At 68.5% G+C, this 15,222-nt stretch carries 17 protein-coding genes; 7 read left to right on the top strand and 10 right to left on the bottom strand.

The genetic code is table 11. From position 1 onward, the window contains the following. Positions 1–65: 65 nt before the first annotated feature. The 3 genes from dapE (at position 66) to VH571_RS07015 (ending at position 2,646) form a co-directional block, all read left to right on the top strand. Positions 66–1,139 carry a succinyl-diaminopimelate desuccinylase gene (dapE, locus tag VH571_RS07025; protein ID WP_423263898.1) on the top strand — a complete coding sequence of 358 codons (1,074 nt, stop codon included), beginning with the start codon at positions 66–68 and terminating at the stop codon, positions 1,137–1,139. After that, positions 1,124–2,374, top strand: coding sequence for a hypothetical protein (locus VH571_RS07020; RefSeq protein WP_423263897.1), 1,251 nt, complete (start codon positions 1,124–1,126; stop codon positions 2,372–2,374). The genes dapE and VH571_RS07020 overlap by 16 nt, the downstream gene beginning before the upstream one ends. 95 nt (positions 2,375–2,469) lie before the next feature. Next, positions 2,470–2,646 (top strand): DUF3117 domain-containing protein, encoded by a 177-nt coding sequence (locus VH571_RS07015; protein WP_084816223.1) that lies wholly within the window; start codon positions 2,470–2,472, stop codon positions 2,644–2,646. Between the two features lie 55 nt (positions 2,647–2,701). Here the strand turns inward: VH571_RS07015 and VH571_RS07010 are convergent, their stop codons facing one another. Further along, positions 2,702–3,328: an O-methyltransferase gene (locus VH571_RS07010; RefSeq protein WP_055963031.1), complete on the bottom strand. Its 627-nt coding sequence runs from the start codon at positions 3,326–3,328 to the stop codon at positions 2,702–2,704. Between the two features lie 63 nt (positions 3,329–3,391). Here VH571_RS07010 and VH571_RS07005 point away from each other — a divergent pair, with 63 nt between their 5' ends. After that, positions 3,392–3,781, top strand: a complete 390-nt coding sequence (locus VH571_RS07005; protein ID WP_233573078.1) for a Sec-independent protein translocase TatB — start codon at positions 3,392–3,394, stop codon at positions 3,779–3,781. 23 nt (positions 3,782–3,804) lie between these two features. Here VH571_RS07005 and VH571_RS07000 read toward each other — a convergent pair whose 3' ends face one another. From VH571_RS07000 to VH571_RS06975, 6 genes are all read right to left on the bottom strand, one after another. Then, positions 3,805–4,722, bottom strand: coding sequence for a LysR family transcriptional regulator (locus tag VH571_RS07000; RefSeq protein WP_423263896.1), 918 nt, complete (start codon positions 4,720–4,722; stop codon positions 3,805–3,807). A 520-nt stretch (positions 4,723–5,242) separates the two neighbouring features. After that, positions 5,243–6,406: an Mrp/NBP35 family ATP-binding protein gene (locus VH571_RS06995; protein WP_423263895.1), complete on the bottom strand. Its 1,164-nt coding sequence runs from the start codon at positions 6,404–6,406 to the stop codon at positions 5,243–5,245. Beyond that, positions 6,399–6,938: a DUF1003 domain-containing protein gene (locus tag VH571_RS06990; protein ID WP_423263894.1), complete on the bottom strand. Its 540-nt coding sequence runs from the start codon at positions 6,936–6,938 to the stop codon at positions 6,399–6,401. The genes VH571_RS06995 and VH571_RS06990 overlap by 8 nt, the downstream gene beginning before the upstream one ends. Beyond that, a complete protein-coding gene (locus tag VH571_RS06985; RefSeq protein WP_423263893.1) occupies positions 6,919–8,244 on the bottom strand; it encodes a magnesium transporter MgtE N-terminal domain-containing protein in 1,326 nt (441 codons plus the stop codon). Before VH571_RS06985 ends, VH571_RS06990 begins: the two co-directional genes overlap by 20 nt. Before the next feature lie 278 nt (positions 8,245–8,522). Further along, positions 8,523–10,010: an aminopeptidase P family protein gene (locus VH571_RS06980; protein WP_423263892.1), complete on the bottom strand. Its 1,488-nt coding sequence runs from the start codon at positions 10,008–10,010 to the stop codon at positions 8,523–8,525. 76 nt (positions 10,011–10,086) lie between these two features. Next, positions 10,087–11,112, bottom strand: a complete 1,026-nt coding sequence (locus tag VH571_RS06975; protein WP_423263891.1) for an endonuclease/exonuclease/phosphatase family protein — start codon at positions 11,110–11,112, stop codon at positions 10,087–10,089. 64 nt (positions 11,113–11,176) lie between these two features. Between VH571_RS06975 and VH571_RS06970 the strand changes: the two genes are divergently transcribed. Continuing rightward, a complete protein-coding gene (locus VH571_RS06970; RefSeq protein ID WP_423263890.1) occupies positions 11,177–12,031 on the top strand; it encodes a PHP domain-containing protein in 855 nt (284 codons plus the stop codon). Positions 12,032–12,201: 170 nt separating this feature from the next. Here VH571_RS06970 and VH571_RS06965 read toward each other — a convergent pair whose 3' ends face one another. Continuing rightward, complete coding sequence (locus VH571_RS06965; RefSeq protein ID WP_423263889.1) at positions 12,202–13,671, bottom strand: DEAD/DEAH box helicase; 1,470 nt, start codon at positions 13,669–13,671, stop codon at positions 12,202–12,204. Positions 13,672–13,769: 98 nt separating this feature from the next. On the opposite strand from VH571_RS06965, the gene VH571_RS06960 reads away from it, so the two are divergent. Next, positions 13,770–14,495, top strand: a complete 726-nt coding sequence (locus VH571_RS06960) for a ferritin-like fold-containing protein (RefSeq protein ID WP_423263887.1) — start codon at positions 13,770–13,772, stop codon at positions 14,493–14,495. Between the two features lie 69 nt (positions 14,496–14,564). Here the strand turns inward: VH571_RS06960 and VH571_RS06955 are convergent, their stop codons facing one another. Together VH571_RS06955 and VH571_RS06950 are read right to left on the bottom strand one after the other, a co-directional pair. Beyond that, positions 14,565–14,867, bottom strand: a complete 303-nt coding sequence (locus VH571_RS06955) for a hypothetical protein (protein ID WP_055963010.1) — start codon at positions 14,865–14,867, stop codon at positions 14,565–14,567. 2 nt (positions 14,868–14,869) lie between these two features. Beyond that, positions 14,870–15,094: a DUF3107 domain-containing protein gene (locus VH571_RS06950; RefSeq protein WP_055963008.1), complete on the bottom strand. Its 225-nt coding sequence runs from the start codon at positions 15,092–15,094 to the stop codon at positions 14,870–14,872. Here VH571_RS06950 and VH571_RS06945 point away from each other — a divergent pair. Further along, positions 15,087–15,218 (top strand): hypothetical protein, encoded by a 132-nt coding sequence (locus tag VH571_RS06945; protein WP_255521726.1) that lies wholly within the window; start codon positions 15,087–15,089, stop codon positions 15,216–15,218. The two genes, VH571_RS06950 and VH571_RS06945, sit on opposite strands and share 8 nt — an antisense overlap. Positions 15,219–15,222 lie beyond the last annotated feature (4 nt).

Raw genomic sequence — 15,222 nt, 5'->3', positions numbered from 1 at the left:
GAGGATCCGACGGGGTCGCGTTCGTCTCCGAGGTCCCGTTATCGCCGCCCGGCTAGGCTGTGCGCATGCCAGCCCTCGACCTGACCGTCTCCTCGATCGACCTCACCCGGCAGCTGTGCGATATCCCCTCGGTGTCGGCCGATGAGAAGCGGATCGCCGACGACATCTGGGCCACTCTCGAGGGGTGCGATCACCTCGAGCTCTTTCAGGACGGCGATGCCATCGTCGCGAAGACGAACCTCGGCCGGGCGAAGCGGGTCGTCATCGCCGGGCACATCGACACCGTGCCGATCAACGACAACGTTCCGACCCGCTACGAGACGATCGACGGTGTCGACTACCTCTGGGGCCGCGGCACCGTCGACATGAAGGCCGGCTGCGCGGTCGCCCTCAAGCTCGCCGTCGAATTGACCGAGCCGAACGTCGACATCACCTGGGTCTGGTACGACCACGAAGAGGTCTCCGATGCGCTCAACGGTCTCGGCCGCCTGACTCGCGAGTACCCCGAGATGCTCGCGTCCGACTTCGCGATCCTCATGGAGCCGTCGAACTCGAGCGTCGAGGGTGGCTGCAACGGCAACCTCCGCGCCGAGATCCGCACCTACGGCCTCCGCTCGCACAGCGCTCGCTCCTGGATCGGCGACAACGCCATCCACAAGGCCGCGCCCATTCTCGCGAAGCTCGCCGCCTACGAGGCGCGCCAGGTCGAAGTCGACGGCCTCGTCTACCGCGAGGGTCTGAACGCCGTCGGAATCAGCGGCGGCGTCGCCGGCAACGTGATCCCCGACGAGTGCATGGTGCACATTAACTACCGGTTCGCACCGAGCCGCTCGGCCGACGAGGCCGTGGCGCATATCCACGAGCTGTTCGGCGAGTACGACGTCACGATCGTCGACCTGGCGCAGGGCGCTCGCCCGGGCCTTGACGCGCCCCTCGCGCAAGAATTCTTGAAGGCCGTCGGCGGCGAGGCCAAGCCGAAGTACGGCTGGACCGACGTTGCGCGCTTCTCGGGCCTCGGCATCCCCGCGGTCAACTACGGCCCCGGCGACCCGATGAAGGCCCACGCCGACGACGAGCGCGTCGCGCTCGAGCAGATCACCGAGTGCGAGCGCGGGCTGCGGGCGTGGCTGACGGCCTGATCACCGGTAGCCGCCCTTCGGTGCGAAACGAGGTGAGTGCGGCGACGCCGCTGTCACGCGCTCGCGCGATCGTCGACCGGCTGCCGTGGTGGGCGCAGGTCCTGCTGATCTTCGTGGCGTCGCGCCTCGTCAGCACGGCGCTTCTGCTCGGGTTCGCCGGCGCTCAGGCGACCAACCCCTGGACCGTCTCTCGACCGGATTACGCGAGCTTCGCGAAGATCTGGGACGGCCAGTGGTACTACATCGTCGCCCAGATCGGATACCCGAGCGTGCTGCCGCTCACCGCCGACGGGCACGTCGCGCAGAACCAGTGGGCGTTCCTCCCGGTCTACCCCGTGGTTACCCGTGGGCTGATGGAGCTGACCGGAGCGTCGTTCGCGCCGACGGCAGTGTTCGTGTCGGTGCTGGCGGCCGCAGCGACCGCCCTGGTGTTCTCTCGGATCCTCGTCCGGTTCCTGCCCGCCGGGTCGGCCCTCTTCGGAGTGCTGCTTTTCTGTGTGGCCCCGCTGTCGCCGCTGCTGCAGGTGGCGTACGCCGAGTCGCTGTTCCTGTTGCTGCTGGCGGTCGCGCTTCTGCTGCTGCTGCAGCGGCGCTACGGGTTGATGCTCCTCGTGCTCGCGGTGGCGTCGTTCACCCGGCCCGGTGTGATCGCCTTCGCGCTGGCGCTCGCGCTCCACTGGGGTCATCGGTACCTCCGGCGGGAGACCGAGCCGTTCCCGCCTCGTGAGCGCCTGAAAGTCGGAGTCGTGGCGATAGCCACGGGAGTCTTCGGTCTGGCCTGGCCCGTCGTGGCGGCCATCGCCACCGGCCGTCTCGACGCCTACACGGCCACCGAGCTGTCGTGGCGCGCCGACTACATCGGCTACGGACACCTCCTGCCCTTCACCTCGTGGGTCCAGGGGGCGAACTGGTGGGTGCCGGGTGGTGCGGGGGTGGTCTTCCTCGTCGTGGCGGTAGTCCTCTTCGGGCTGTTCCTCGTCACCCCGTGGGCACGGCGCCTGCCCATCGACCTGCGGTTCTGGGTCGTTGCCTACGTGCTCTATCTGCTGGCGGTGTTCTTTCCGCAGTCGTCGACGTTCCGTGTGCTGATGCCGATTTTCCCGCTGCTCGGAGCGCTCGCCGTTCCACGGTCGAAGGTGTTCCGCGTGAGCCTCGTGGCCGTCTTCGTCATTGCCCAGTGGATCTGGCTCTACTACTGCTGGTGGGTGAACGGGTACGACTGGACACCCCCGTGACAGGCGGTTCGGCGACGCCTGACGGCCGACGTTTAGGGACTGGCCTGCAAATCACCGATAATAGGTATGAGCATTCCGCGAAAGGGGACTATCTGATGGCAGCCATGAAGCCGAGGACCGGCGACGGACCAATGGAGGCCGTGAAGGAGGGTCGGCTCATCATCGTGCGCGTTCCGCTGGAGGGCGGAGGGCGCCTGGTGGTCTCGGTCAACGATGACGAGGCCAAAGAGCTGCACGACGCCCTAGCCGGCGTTGTCAAAGCCGCTTCCTAACGGCCCCCAGAAGACGCCCCGCACAGAACGTGCGGGGCGTTTTTGCATGCCCGCGTCAGCGCTTGACGAGCTGGAGCAGTCCGTCGCCGGCGGTCGCGAGCGAGCTGATCACGGCCGGTGACGTCGAGACCTCGGTGAGGAGCGTGCGGTAGTCGGCGGTGATCTGCTCGCGGGCGGCGGGGTTGGCCACGCGGCCGTTCCAGAGAGCATGAGCGACGAGGACGATCCCGCCCGTGCGGGCCAGCCGGAGGCCGTGCTCGACGTACTCGATGACGCCCTCGGGATCGGCGTCGATCAAGACCACGTCGTAGGAGTTCTCGTTCATCCGCGGCAGCACCTCGCGGGCGCGACCGGCGATCAGCCGCACGCGGTTGGCCGGGATGCCGGCGAGCACGTACGTCTCGCGAGCCGTCTGCTGATGATCGACCTCACTGTCGATCGACGTGAGCGTGGCGGAGGGCGCTCCCGCCATGAGCCACAGGCCAGAGACGCCGAGACCCGTGCCGATCTCGATGATGTTCTTGGCGCCGATGAGGGCGGTGGTCAGCGCCAGCTGCGCACCGACACCAGGCGAGACCGCCTCGACACCCGCTTCGAGGGAGTGCTGGCGCGCAAGACCGATGGCGTCGCTCTCGGTGACCAGTTCTTCGGCGAACTTCCAACTGGACTCTTTGTGTGGCACTCGTTACTCCTCGTCGGTCAACTCTAGGGGGCGCTCCGAGGTTCGAGCCGTTAGTCTCTTCACGTGTTGCCCTCCTTCGACAAGATCTTCGTGATCGCGCTCATCGCGGTCATGCTGTTGGGGCCCACACGCCTTCCGATCTACGCGCAGAAGCTCGGCCAGCTCGTGCGAACCGTTCGGGGCATGGCAGATACGGCCCGGGCCCGCATGAAAGAGGAGATGGGCGAGGAGTACAACGACGTCGACTGGCAGAAGCTCGACCCGCGTCAGTACGATCCCCGTCGCATCATCCGCGACGCCCTCCTCGACGAGCCCACGACCGTCATCTCGACTCCGGCGTCGGCCGCCGCGGCGTCGGCTGTGGCGGCGGGCCTGCCCACCCGCAGCTCGCGCGCGACGGTGGTGCCGTTGTCTGCAGGCGAGGCGCCGCCCTACGACAACGAGGCGACGTAGGCCCTGCGCGGATCCTCGTCTCTTTAGACCGTGCCGTGCAGCGAAGCTACTCGTGAGGCCTCGGCGCGAAGGGCGTCGACGACGCGGCGAACCGATGGCCGTTCGGCGCGATCGGGACGGAGCAGCACCGACACGTAGCGCACAGCACGCATCCCCTCGAGCGGCAGAAGCACCATGTCGTCGCGGACGCCGCTCGACGTGAAGCGGGGGAGCACGGCGATGCCGAGGCCGGCGCCGACCAGCGACTCGGTGATGCGGGTGTCGCTGAAGCGCTGCGAGATGCGCGGTGCCGTGCCGGTGATGCGCTCGATCTCGCGGTACACCCAGTCGTACGGGTAGCCCTTCGGCACACCGATCCAACTCTCGCCGACGAGGTCCTCGAGGGCCAGCGAGGCGCGGCCGGCGAGTCGGTGGTCGGCGGGGAGCGCGATGTCGAGCGGTTCGCGGAGCAGGGGCACGATCGTGAGCCCTCGACCGCGCCAGCTTCGCTCGCCGTCGGGGGAGTGCGCGATGACCACGTCGAAGTCGCCCGTGAGGTCGGGGAACGCGAGGGTGGCCGGATCGTGGTCGGATGCGCGCACGACCAGGCCCGGCGTCTCGGCCACGGTCCTGAGCAGCCCGGGAAGCAGCATCTGTCCGGCCGTCGGGAACGTCGCCAGAGTGACCTCCCCCTGGGGTGCCACGAGGAAGTCGTCCCAGGTGGCCTGAGCGCGCTCGAGGGCGACTGCGACATCGGCCGCCGTCTGGGCCAGCACGCGCCCCGACCCGGTCAGCACGAGACCCCGCCCCTGCCGCTCGGTGAGGGGTGTACCGGCCTCGCGTTCGAGCACCTTGAGCTGCTGCGACACGGCCGACGGGGTGCGGTGCGTGGCTTTGGCGACCGCGGCAATACTGCCCCGCTCGGCGAGTTCGCGGAGGAGCTCGAGACGCTTGACATCCATGAAGCAAATCTACATTGTCACTCTAGAAAAGGTCGATTGTCCTTTGCAATGACCCTCTTCATACTGGTATTACACACAACAACCACATCGCCATGGAGGGCATCATGTTCATCGGAATCACCGTTCTTGCAGTCGCCGCATTCGCCGGTATCGTCGGCACCGTCGTCAGCACCAGCACCGACGGCTACCGTCGTCAGCCCACGCGCTCCTTCGACTGAGCCCACGCGCTGGCGCGACCAGCAGCAGCCCACGGCGACCCCCGCAGTAGCGGGAGGTCGCCTTTGCTGTTTACGGCGCAGCCTGTCGGGTGCAGTCTTTTTCGTGGCTCAGGATCCGACGGGTCGCCCGAACCTTACGCGTCCGGTTTTGCGCGTCTCGGCCCTCAAGCGGCCGGATCAGGCCGAATTCGCAGAACGACGGCCCGGCTGGGGGGCACGAGCGTTCAGAACGCTGGCAAAACCAGCTGATTTGCCCGCTACAGGGGGCCTTTCAGCTCGCTCTTGCCAGACTTCTGAACGCGTCAGAAGACCGTGACCCCGAGTCGGCGGCCAGCCAGCCCGCGCCCCTGGCTCGCCAGCCTCGCGGCCAACGTCTCGATCGCCTGTGCCGCCGGGTCACCCGGCCGGCCGACGACGACCGGCTCGCCCGCGTCGCCGCCTTCGCGCAACGCCAGGCTCAGTGGCACGCTCGCCAGGAGCTCGACGGGAGACTCCTGCCCTTTCGAGAGCCGCCGGGCGGTCTCCGCGCCGCCGCCCGAGCCGAACAGCTCGAGCACCGAGCCGTCGGGCTGGGGCATCCCCGACATGGTCTCGACCACGCCGAGCAGCTTCTGCCCGGTCTGCCGGGCGACGAGCCCGGAACGCTCGGCGACGTCGGCCGCCGCCGGCTGGGGTGTCGTGACGACGATGACCTCGGCGTTCGGCAGTAGCTGCCCGACCGAGATAGCCACGTCGCCGGTGCCGGGTGGCAGGTCGAGTAGGAGCACGTCGAGGTCGCCGAAATAGACGTCGGTCAAGAACTGCTGAATCGTGCGGTGCAGCATGGGGCCACGCCAGGCCACCGCGGTCGAGGTGTCGTCGACGAACATGCCGATCGAGATCACCTTCACCCCGTAGGCGACGGGCGGCAGGATCATGTCGTCGACCTGCGTCGGCTTCACACTCGCACCCGCGTCGTCGACCAAGCCGAGGAGGCCGGGGATCGAGAAGCCGTAGACATCGGCGTCGACGATGCCGACCGCGAGCCCGCGAGCGGCCAGAGCAACTGCGAGGTTGGCAGTGACCGTCGACTTGCCGACGCCGCCCTTGCCACTCGTCACGGCGTAGACCCGCGTCAGCGAGCCGGGGCCGAACGGCATCACGCGGGCAGCGCGGCCTCCGCGCAGCTTCTCGGTGAGCGCAGCTCGCTCCTCGCGGGTCATGACAGTGATGTCGACGTCGACCGCGGTGACCCCCGCGACGCGGGCGGTCGCGGCGCGAACGTCGCGTTCGATGGTGTCGGCCGCCGGGCAGCCGACGATCGTGAGCTTGACGCCGACGGTCGCCGCGCCGCTGTCGTCGACCGCGATGTCGCCGACCATGTCGAGGTCGGTGATGGGTTTACGGATCTCGGGGTCGAGCACGCCGGCGAGGGCGGTGCGGATGCGCGCTGACACGCCCTCGGGGGCGGGCAGCGGGTCAGTCACGCGCGGATCCTGGGGCCTCTGGCGATGCCTCCGGTTCGTCTCGACGGTCGAGTTCTTCGAGCAGCGACCGGAGTTCGTCGCGGATGAAGTCTTTCGACGCCATGTCTTTCATCGCGAGGCGCAGCGCCACGACCTCGCGGGCCAGGTACTCGGTGTCGGCGAGATTGCGCTCGGCACGTTGGCGATCCTGCTCGACCTGCACTCGATCGCGGTCGTCTTGGCGGTTCTGTGCGAGGAGGATCAGCGGCGCGGCGTAGGAGGCCTGGAGCGACAGGATGAGGGTCAGGGCCGTGAACCCGATCGCGGCCGAGTCGAAGCGGAGATTGAGCGGAGCGAGCGTGTTGTAGCCCATCCACGCGACACAGAAGAGCGTCAGGGCGATGAGGAAGTAGGGCGTGCCCATGTTGCGGGCGATCGACTCCGTCGCGCGGCCGAAGCGATCACGGCTCGGCCCTTTGCGGCCGGAGAGGACGCGGGTGCGGAGGCCCTTGGGCGAGTCGAGACGGACGTCGCTACGGCTGTCGCGTGCCATTGGTCGTCCTCCTTCCGGTTACGGTCGCGGTTGCTCTTCTGAGGCGGGGCCGGGTGTGGCCCAAGGGTTGCTCGGGATCCTGGCTTCGCCAGTCGTCGGGCAGTACGTGGTCGAGGACGTCGTCGATAGTCACCACCCCGACAAGTCGGTGGTTGTCGTCGACGACCGGGACGCTGACGAGGTTGTAACGCGCCATGACGCGTGTCACCTCGAGAGCGGACGCACCGACATTGACCGGTTCGGTCTGAGCGTCGAGAAGCGTGCCCAGACGCTCGTTGGGCGGATACCGGAGCATCCGCTGGAAGTGCACCATGCCGAGGAAGCGGCCGGTCGGAGGCTCGTAGGGCGGCAGGACGACGCAGACGGCTGCGCCGAGCGCCGGAGCGATCTCGTGGCGGCGGATCAGCGCGAGGCCCTCGGCGACGGTGGCATCACCCGACACGATAACTGGATCGGTCGTCATCAGACCGCCCGCCGTGTCGGAGTCGTAGCTGAGGAGCATGCGGACGTCGTCGGCCTCGTCGGGCTGCATCAGGGCCAGCAGTGCTTCACCCCGCTCGTCGGTGAGCTGGGCGATGAGGTCGGCCGCGTCGTCGGGCTGCATCTGGTCGAGCACATCAGCCGCGCGATTGTCGTCGAGGCGGTTGAGGATCGACACCTGCTCGTCTTCGGGCATCTCTTCGAGGACGTCGGCCAGACGGTCGTCAGAGAGCTCTTCGGCGACTTCGTAGCGACGCTCTTCGCCCAGATCGAGCAGGGTGTTCGCCAGGTCGGCGGGAAGCAGGTCGGCGTAGGCGGCGATGACGTGCTCGGCGCTCTGGGCCTCGCCGGGGGCGCTCTCTTCGCGGACGTCCGTCCACAGGGCGAAGACGGTGGGCCCTTTGCCGAACGGGGAGGGGCTCGCCTTCGGCTTGCGCAGGAAGACCTGCCCGACCTCCCAGCCGCCCTCATCGGTCTCGTCGATCGCGACGTCTTCGATGGTGGCGAGCGAGCCGTCGTGGCGGAGTCGAACCTTTCGGCCGAGGATCTCGGCGATGACCCGCACCTCGCCGCCGCGCTGCTCGAACCGGCGGAGCGCGATGGTGCCCGTGGTGATGATCTGGCCGGAGCCGATGCTGGTGACCCGGCCGATCGACACGAATACGCGTCGCTTGCCGGGGACCTCGACGACCAGACCGACGACCCGCGGAGCTTCGTCGTTGCGGTAGACGACGAGGACGTCGCGGACCTTGCCGACGCGATCGCCCGCGGGGTCGAAAACGAGGCACCCGGCGAGCCGGGCGACGAAAACTCTCGTGGCGCTCACCCGACCAATTTAGCCTGTGCCGGTGACCGCCGGGGACCGGCGCGGGGATGGGCTACCGACTGACGCCAAATGCTGGACCGAGCACGCCCGGTGCGACATTTGGCGGCACTCGCTCCCCAGCGCGGCGGAGTCAGCACGGGCGGGAGTCACCGAGTGCCGCCAAGTGCCGGACTGAGCGCGCCCGGTGCGACATTCAGCGGCACTCGCGGCGGCGAGGTGCGGTCGCCGCAGCGGCTCCGCACGCCGAAGCAGGAGTAGCGGCCCCTGGGTGCAGGGACTCAGGCCCGGGCGATCCAGGCCTCGACGTCGGACGCGGTCCGCGGAATGCCGACCGAGAGGTTCTCAGCGCCGTCGGCCGTGACGAGGATGTCGTCTTCGATGCGCACGCCGATGCCCCGGAACGCCTCGGGCACCGTGAGGTCGTCGGGCTGGAAGTAGAGGCCCGGCTCGATGGTGAACACCATGCCGGCCTCGATCACACCGTCGAGGTAGAGGTCGCGTCGCGCGGCGGCACAGTCGTGCACGTCGATGCCGAGGTGGTGGCTCGTGCCGTGCACCATGTAGCGACGGTGGTACTGCGCGTCGGGCTTGATCGACTCGGCGGCCGAGACGGGCAGGAACCCCCACTCGGCGGTCTTCTCGGCGATGACGGCCATGGCCGTGGCGTGGATCTCGCGGAACCGAATGCCGGGCTTCACGATCGCGAAGGCGGCGTCGGCGGCCTCCAAGACCGCCTCGTACACCAGGCGCTGAACGTCGGTGAACCGACCGGAGACCGGCAGGGTGCGGGTGATGTCGGCGGTGTACAGGCTGTCGAGCTCGACCCCTGCGTCGATCAGGATGAGGTCGCCAGGGGAGACACGGCCGTCGTTGGTGGTCCAGTGCAGAACACAGGCGTGCTCGCCGGACGCGGCAATCGTCTCGTAGCCGACCGTGTTGCCGTCGGCGCGCGCGCGGCGGTTGAACGTGCCCTCGACGATGCGCTCACCCCGAGGGTGTGCCAGAACCTCGTCGAAGTCGGCGATGACGTCGTCGAAACCCTTCTTGGTGACGGCGACCGCCTGCCGCATCTGGGCGATCTCGTAGCTGTCTTTGACGAGACGGAGCTCGCTGAGGTCGCGGGCGAGAACGTCGGTGGTCGCCGACCGATCGGCCACAGTGTCGACGGTCGCCTCACCGGCCGGCACGGGAAGCAGGGCATCGACGCGGCGCGTCAGATCGCCGTCGGCCTCGCGGACGAGGAGCGTGTCGGCATCGACGGAGCCGACGACCGACTCGAAGTCAGACAGATCGCGCGTAGCCAGACCGAGGTCGACGCCCACGTCGGCGAGAGACGGCCGAGGCCCGATCCAGAACTCGCCGATGTCGGAGTTGGCGTAGAACTCATCGGAGTCGCGGCCCGCGCTCGCCCGGAAATAGAGCGTCGCTTCGTGGCCGTCGGCGGTGGGCTCGAGCACCAGGACGGAGCCGGGGACGCTGTCAGAGGCCCAGCCCGTCAGGTGCGCGAAGGCGGAGTGAGGCCGGTAGGGGTAGTCGGTGTCGTTCGACCGCACCTTGGCCTGCCCGGCCGGCACGATCAGCCGCTTGCCCGGGTGGAGAGCCGACAGGCGCGCACGTCGTTCGGCCGTGAACGCCGTCTGCTCGCGGGGCGTCGAGACCGAGTCGGCACGATCGGCCCACTGCGACGAGATGTACTCCTTGAACGTGTCGGAGCCTGGGGTCGTCGAACGATTGGAAGTGGCGCGAGGTGCCTTCTGATCAGCCATGCCCACCATTATGGTCGCCGCCGCCCGAGAGCGGATTGCGTTCTCCACAGGGTCACGTCGTGCCTGTGGCTGCGCTCTAGTCGGTCGACGCCGGGGTGAGCTGCGCGAGCACCGGTCGGTGGTCACTGCCCGAGCCGTCCTGCGTCGTGATCACGCGGAAGCCCGAGACGCTCCAGTCGGAGGTCGCCATCACGTGGTCGATCGGTGCCGCGAGCAGGGCGGGAACCGTGGTCGGCCAGGTGCCGACCGCCCCGTTGGCCGACGCCTTCGCCGCATCACGACAGCTGCCGAGGGTGGTGCTTGGCTTCGAACCGAGGCCGGACTGGTGGTCGAGCGTCGAGTTGAAATCGCCGGCCATGATCATGCTCTCGCCCGAGCAGAGCTTCGCGAGGTACCGCAGCCCGGCACGCCAGTCGGTCATGAGCGCCTTGACGGGCGCCGCTGGATGGGCCGCCACGATGACCGGGCCGGAGCCGTCGGCCGGGCGTGCCACGACCGTCGGGAGCACGGGCGTGGTGCCGCCCTCATCGTCTGCGACGACTCGGTAGGTGCCGAGCTTGGTCGAGATGAGCAGGGCCGTCGACTTGGCGCTGTCGGTCTTGTCGTACGCGAGCACGAGCACGCTGACGGGGCGCTTGGCTGCCTTCATCTTCGCGGCGACGGCGTTGGCGGTCTTGCGGGTCGTCTCGGGCAGGCTCACGATGTCGGCCTTCGAGTTGACGGCGAGCTTCGCGATGGTCGCTGCGCCCGGAGCCCCGCCGAGGGTGTTCCACGCGAGCACACGAACGTCTCCGCCAGCCTTCGCATCGAACTTCGTCGACCCGGTGCCACGCTCGACGAGCACCCCGCCGGTAACCGCCGCGAAGACCAGCAGCAGCACGGCCGCGGCAGCGAGCAGACTCCGCGCGGCGCGGAGGGCGAGGCCCGCGAAGAGGAACACGACCGCCACGACGACGGCGACGACCACGAGGATCCCGCGGAACGCGATCACCTGCGCGACGTAATAGCGCTGTTCCAGCCCGAGGACCTGGGGGAACGCCGCGACGAACAGCGCCGCGGCCAGGGCCAGCAGCAGGACGAAGGAGACGAGTCGACGGATCACGGTGGAACGAGCCTAGGGGACACCGCCGACTTCGACCTCTCCCGCACCGCCTACGATGGAGTCCATGATCACCGGGCCGATCGACCTGCATACCCACAGCAGCGTCTCCGACGGCACAGAGGCTCCCGCCGACCTGATCGCCAGCGCGGTGACAGCCGGCCTCGCGGCCGTGGCTCTCACCGACCACGACTCGACGAGTGGCTGGGATGAGGCGCGAGCGGCGATCGTGGGCACCGGCCTGACCCTCATCCCCGGCATGGAGCTCTCCACCCGGGTCGGCTACAACAGCGTGCACATGCTGGGGTATCTCTTCGACCCGGCTTCGCCCGAACTCGTGGAGGAGACCACCCGTCTCCGCAACGACCGGCTGCACCGCGCGGAGCGAATGGTCACGCGTATTGGCGCCGATTACGACATCGACTGGGGCGACGTGCTCGCCCAGGCCTCCGAGGGGGCGACTCTCGGTCGACCCCACATCGCCGATGCCCTCGTGGCCAAAGGCTACGCCCGAGATCGCAGTGCGGCGTTTGCCGGGATCCTGCACTGGCGCAGTGGGTACTACGAACCGCACGAGGCGCCCTCGCCCCTGCTCGGCATCCGCATCATCCGTGCGGCAGGTGGCGTGCCTGTGCTCGCGCACCCGGCCACCCGCGGGCGTGAGGCGAACCTGCCGCAATCCCACTTGCTCGAGCTCGTCGAAGCCGGGCTCGGCGGCGTCGAGATCAGCCACCGCGACAACACCGAGGGCGGCAAGCAGACGCTGCGCGCGCTCGCCGACGAGTATGACCTCATCGTGACCGGGTCGAGCGACTACCACGGCGAGGGCAAGCCCAACCGGCTCGGCGAGAACACTACCGAGCCCGAGCAGCTGGAGCGCATTATCGACCGAGCGACCGGGGCGGCGCCGTTCGTCGGCTGATTCGCCAGACGAGTCTCGGCGGTGGGGCCCGCGCCCTGCACCCCTCCCGAATTCGAAGGAGATCTTGGAGACACGCCGCGCCGATCCGCCTCACTTTCGCGAAACGGCGCGGATCTCCTTCAAATTCGGAACAGGGCTGGGGACAGAGCCCGGTCGAGCTGGGCCCCTCGCTACTCCTGAGGAGCCTGCGAGGTCGACGACTGCTCGCCGGCCGGGCGACGTCGGCGGTTGCGGCTGCGTGAGCGTGCGGGCCGAGCCTCGCCCTCGGTCGACTCGGCGGGCGCGCTGGTCTCGGTGACGGGGGAGGAGGATCCTGCGCTGTCGCCGCCCCGGGTGCGCGAGCGACCCGAGCGACCGTCGGAGGAGCGGCCCTCAGACGAGCGCCCCTCGGAGCGCCCACCCGACGAACGGCCACCGGTCGACGGTGCCGTGCGGGGCGGGACCTCGCGCGACGTCGGCTTGAGCCGGCCGCGGGTGCCCTCGGCGATGTCGAGGTCGGTGAAGAGGTGCGGGCTCGACGAGTAGGTCTCGACCGGCTCGGGCATGTTCATCTCGAGCGCGCGGTTAATGAGGGCCCACTTGTGCAGGTCGTCCCAGTCGACGAAGGTGACGGCGATACCGGTCTTGCCGGCACGGCCGGTGCGGCCGGCACGGTGCAGGTAGGTGTCGTGGTCGTCGGGCACCGTGTGGTTGATCACGTGCGTGACGTCGTTGACGTCGATGCCTCGGGCCGCGACGTCGGTCGCGATCAGGATGTCTTTCTTGCCGGCCTTGAAGGCGGCCATGGCCCGCTCGCGCTGCTCCTGGTTGAGGTCGCCGTGCACCGCCGCAGCGCTGAACCCGCGGTCGTTCAGCTCTTCGACGAGCTTGGCCGCCGCGCGCTTGGTGCGGGTGAAGATGACGGTCTTGCCGCGACCCTCGGCCTGGAGGATGCGCGCGATGACCTCGTCTTTGTCGAGCGAGTGCGCGCGATAGACGACGTGCTTGATGTTCGCCTGCGTGAGGCCCTCGTCGGGGTCGGTGGCGCGGATGTGGATCGGCTTCGTCATGAAGCGGCGCGCGAGGGCGACGATCGGCCCGGGCATAGTGGCCGAGAAGAGCATGGTGTGGCGGGTCGGCGGGATCTGGGCGAAGATCTTCTCGATATCGGAGAGGAACCCGAGATCGAGCATCTTGTCGGCCTCGTCGAGCACGACCTCGGTGACGTCTTTGAGGTTGAGCAGACGCTGGCCCGCGAGGTCGAGGAGCCGACCCGGGGTGCCGACGACGATCTGCGCACCGTCTTTGATCTGCTCGACCTGGCCCTCGTACGCCTTGCCGCCGTAGATCGAGACGATCTTCGTGTCGGGGCGGTTCGCCGTGGCGATCTCGAGGTCTTGGGTCACCTGCACGCACAGCTCGCGGGTCGGCACGACGACGAGCACCTTGACGCCGGGGGCCGGGTGGTGGCCGATGCGCTGGATGATCGGGAGGCCGAAACCGAAGGTCTTGCCGGTGCCGGTCTTCGCCTGGCCGATGATGTCTTGGCCGGAGAGAGCGAGCGGAATGGTCTGGGTCTGGATCGGGAAGGGCTCGACGATGCCCTTTGCCGCCAGTGCATCGACCATGTCCTGGTCGATGGAGAGGTCGCTGAATGTCAAGTGTGGCCCTGTTTCATATAGAGGGGTAAGCCCACAGTTTAGCCGGTCGCATGCAAGCCCTCACCGGACGCCGGGCCGCAACCCTCTAAGGTGGTGCCGTGGTGTCATGGAGGGGGTTCCGGTTCGGTCGGTCGTCGACCGCCGGTCAGCGTCCCCGACCCGCCCCGAGGCCCATCCCGGTGAGCCGAGTCGAGCTGGGCGATTTCACTCCCGATCTCGACGTCTATCTCGGCCTCGTGGCCTACTTCCAGCTCGCTCTGTTCGAGTCGCTCGGCCACGCGTCGAGCCTGGCCCCGTCTACCCGCACGAAGGCGCTGACCGGCGTGATCGCGGCGTCGACCCTCGAGCGACACAAGGCCATGCTCACCCTGATCGAGCGCGCCGACAAAGACGCGTCCGACGTGATGCAGCCGCACGCCGATCTGATCGACGACTTCCAGCGTCGCACTGCCGGCCGCGACTGGCACGAGGCCATGCTGGCCACCTACGTGGCAGCCGGCCTGCTCGACGACGTGTTCGTCCGCCTCGCCGATGGTCTGCCGGGCGACTACCGCGATCGCGTGGTCGCCGGTCTCGAAGTCGATGCCGAGAGCGATGAGACCGCGATCGTCGCCGAACTGTCGCTCGGGATCGGAGCCGATCCTCGCCTGGCCTCACGGCTGGCGCTCTGGGGTCGTCGTCTCGTCGGCGACACCCTTCTGGTGGCCCGCGCGGCGATCGCGGCCTCGCACCAGTCGGCCGACGACGAGCGACTCGAACCGGTCTTCACCGAGTTGATCGCCGCTCACACCCGGCGGATGGACGCCCTCGGCCTGACGGCCTAGTCGTCAGCGAGACTGGCGCGCCGGCAACACGGCAGGATCCGGCACACCGCCGCACCTGCTAAACGCACTTCAGGCGGTCTTACGACCCTGGAACAGCTCTTCGAGTAACTCGCGATCAGCGGCCTCGCGGCGCCGGGCGAAGACGCGCGCGACGCCGACGGCGGTCAACGCGGCGACGAGGAGCGTCACGATCCAGATCCAGCCGGCGTCCGACTTCCACTCGAGCCAAGTCAGGACCTCCCAGACCACGATGGCGGCCGAGGTCGACCAGCCGGCGACCCAGAACAACCCGCGCGTCGCCTGCCCGGGGAGGGCGAAGTGCACGATGAGGCCGATCAGGGCACCGCCTAGAGCGGCGAAGAGGAGTTCCACCGTTAGCTGACGAAGCCGACGCGGCCGCGCTCGACGCTGCCGACCTCGACGTAGGCGAGACCCGACGTGGGCACGATGTAGACCTTGCCCTTGCTGTCTTTCAGGGTGAAGTACGTCTTGCTTCCGTCGAGGGCCTCGGCGACGACCTTCTCGACGTCGGCCGGGGAGTCGTTCGACTCGAGGGTGATCTCACGGGGGCTGTTGGCGATACCGATGCGAATGTCCACGAGCACGACGATATCCGACTTCGTCGAAGCCCGCGGGCGGCGTTCACTCTGGGCAGAAGAGCCGAGGATCCCCGTGGTCGCCAGCCGTCGGATCCTGCGCTTCGATGTCGGCGGCAGCCGCTAGCGTC

Source organism: Frondihabitans sp. 4ASC-45, assembly GCF_049472575.1.
Lineage (GTDB): Bacteria > Actinomycetota > Actinomycetes > Actinomycetales > Microbacteriaceae > Frondihabitans.
The sequence above is the reverse complement of the archived record's forward strand: the minus strand, read 5'-3'. Positions and strand labels throughout refer to the sequence as shown.

Bases quoted from the DNA above. Each gene is read 5' to 3' on its own strand.
- VH571_RS07000 (WP_423263896.1), bottom strand. From the start codon at position 4,722: ATGGATGTCAAGCGTCTCGAGCTCCTCCGCGAACTCGCCGAGCGGGGC.
- VH571_RS07015 (WP_084816223.1), top strand. From the start codon at position 2,470: ATGGCAGCCATGAAGCCGAGGACCGGCGACGGACCAATGGAGGCCGTG.
- dapE (WP_423263898.1), top strand. From the start codon at position 66: ATGCCAGCCCTCGACCTGACCGTCTCCTCGATCGACCTCACCCGGCAG.
- VH571_RS06945 (WP_255521726.1), top strand. From the start codon at position 15,087: ATGTCCACGAGCACGACGATATCCGACTTCGTCGAAGCCCGCGGGCGG.
- VH571_RS06980 (WP_423263892.1), bottom strand. From the start codon at position 10,010: ATGGCTGATCAGAAGGCACCTCGCGCCACTTCCAATCGTTCGACGACC.
- VH571_RS06970 (WP_423263890.1), top strand. From the start codon at position 11,177: ATGATCACCGGGCCGATCGACCTGCATACCCACAGCAGCGTCTCCGAC.
- VH571_RS06990 (WP_423263894.1), bottom strand. From the start codon at position 6,938: ATGGCACGCGACAGCCGTAGCGACGTCCGTCTCGACTCGCCCAAGGGC.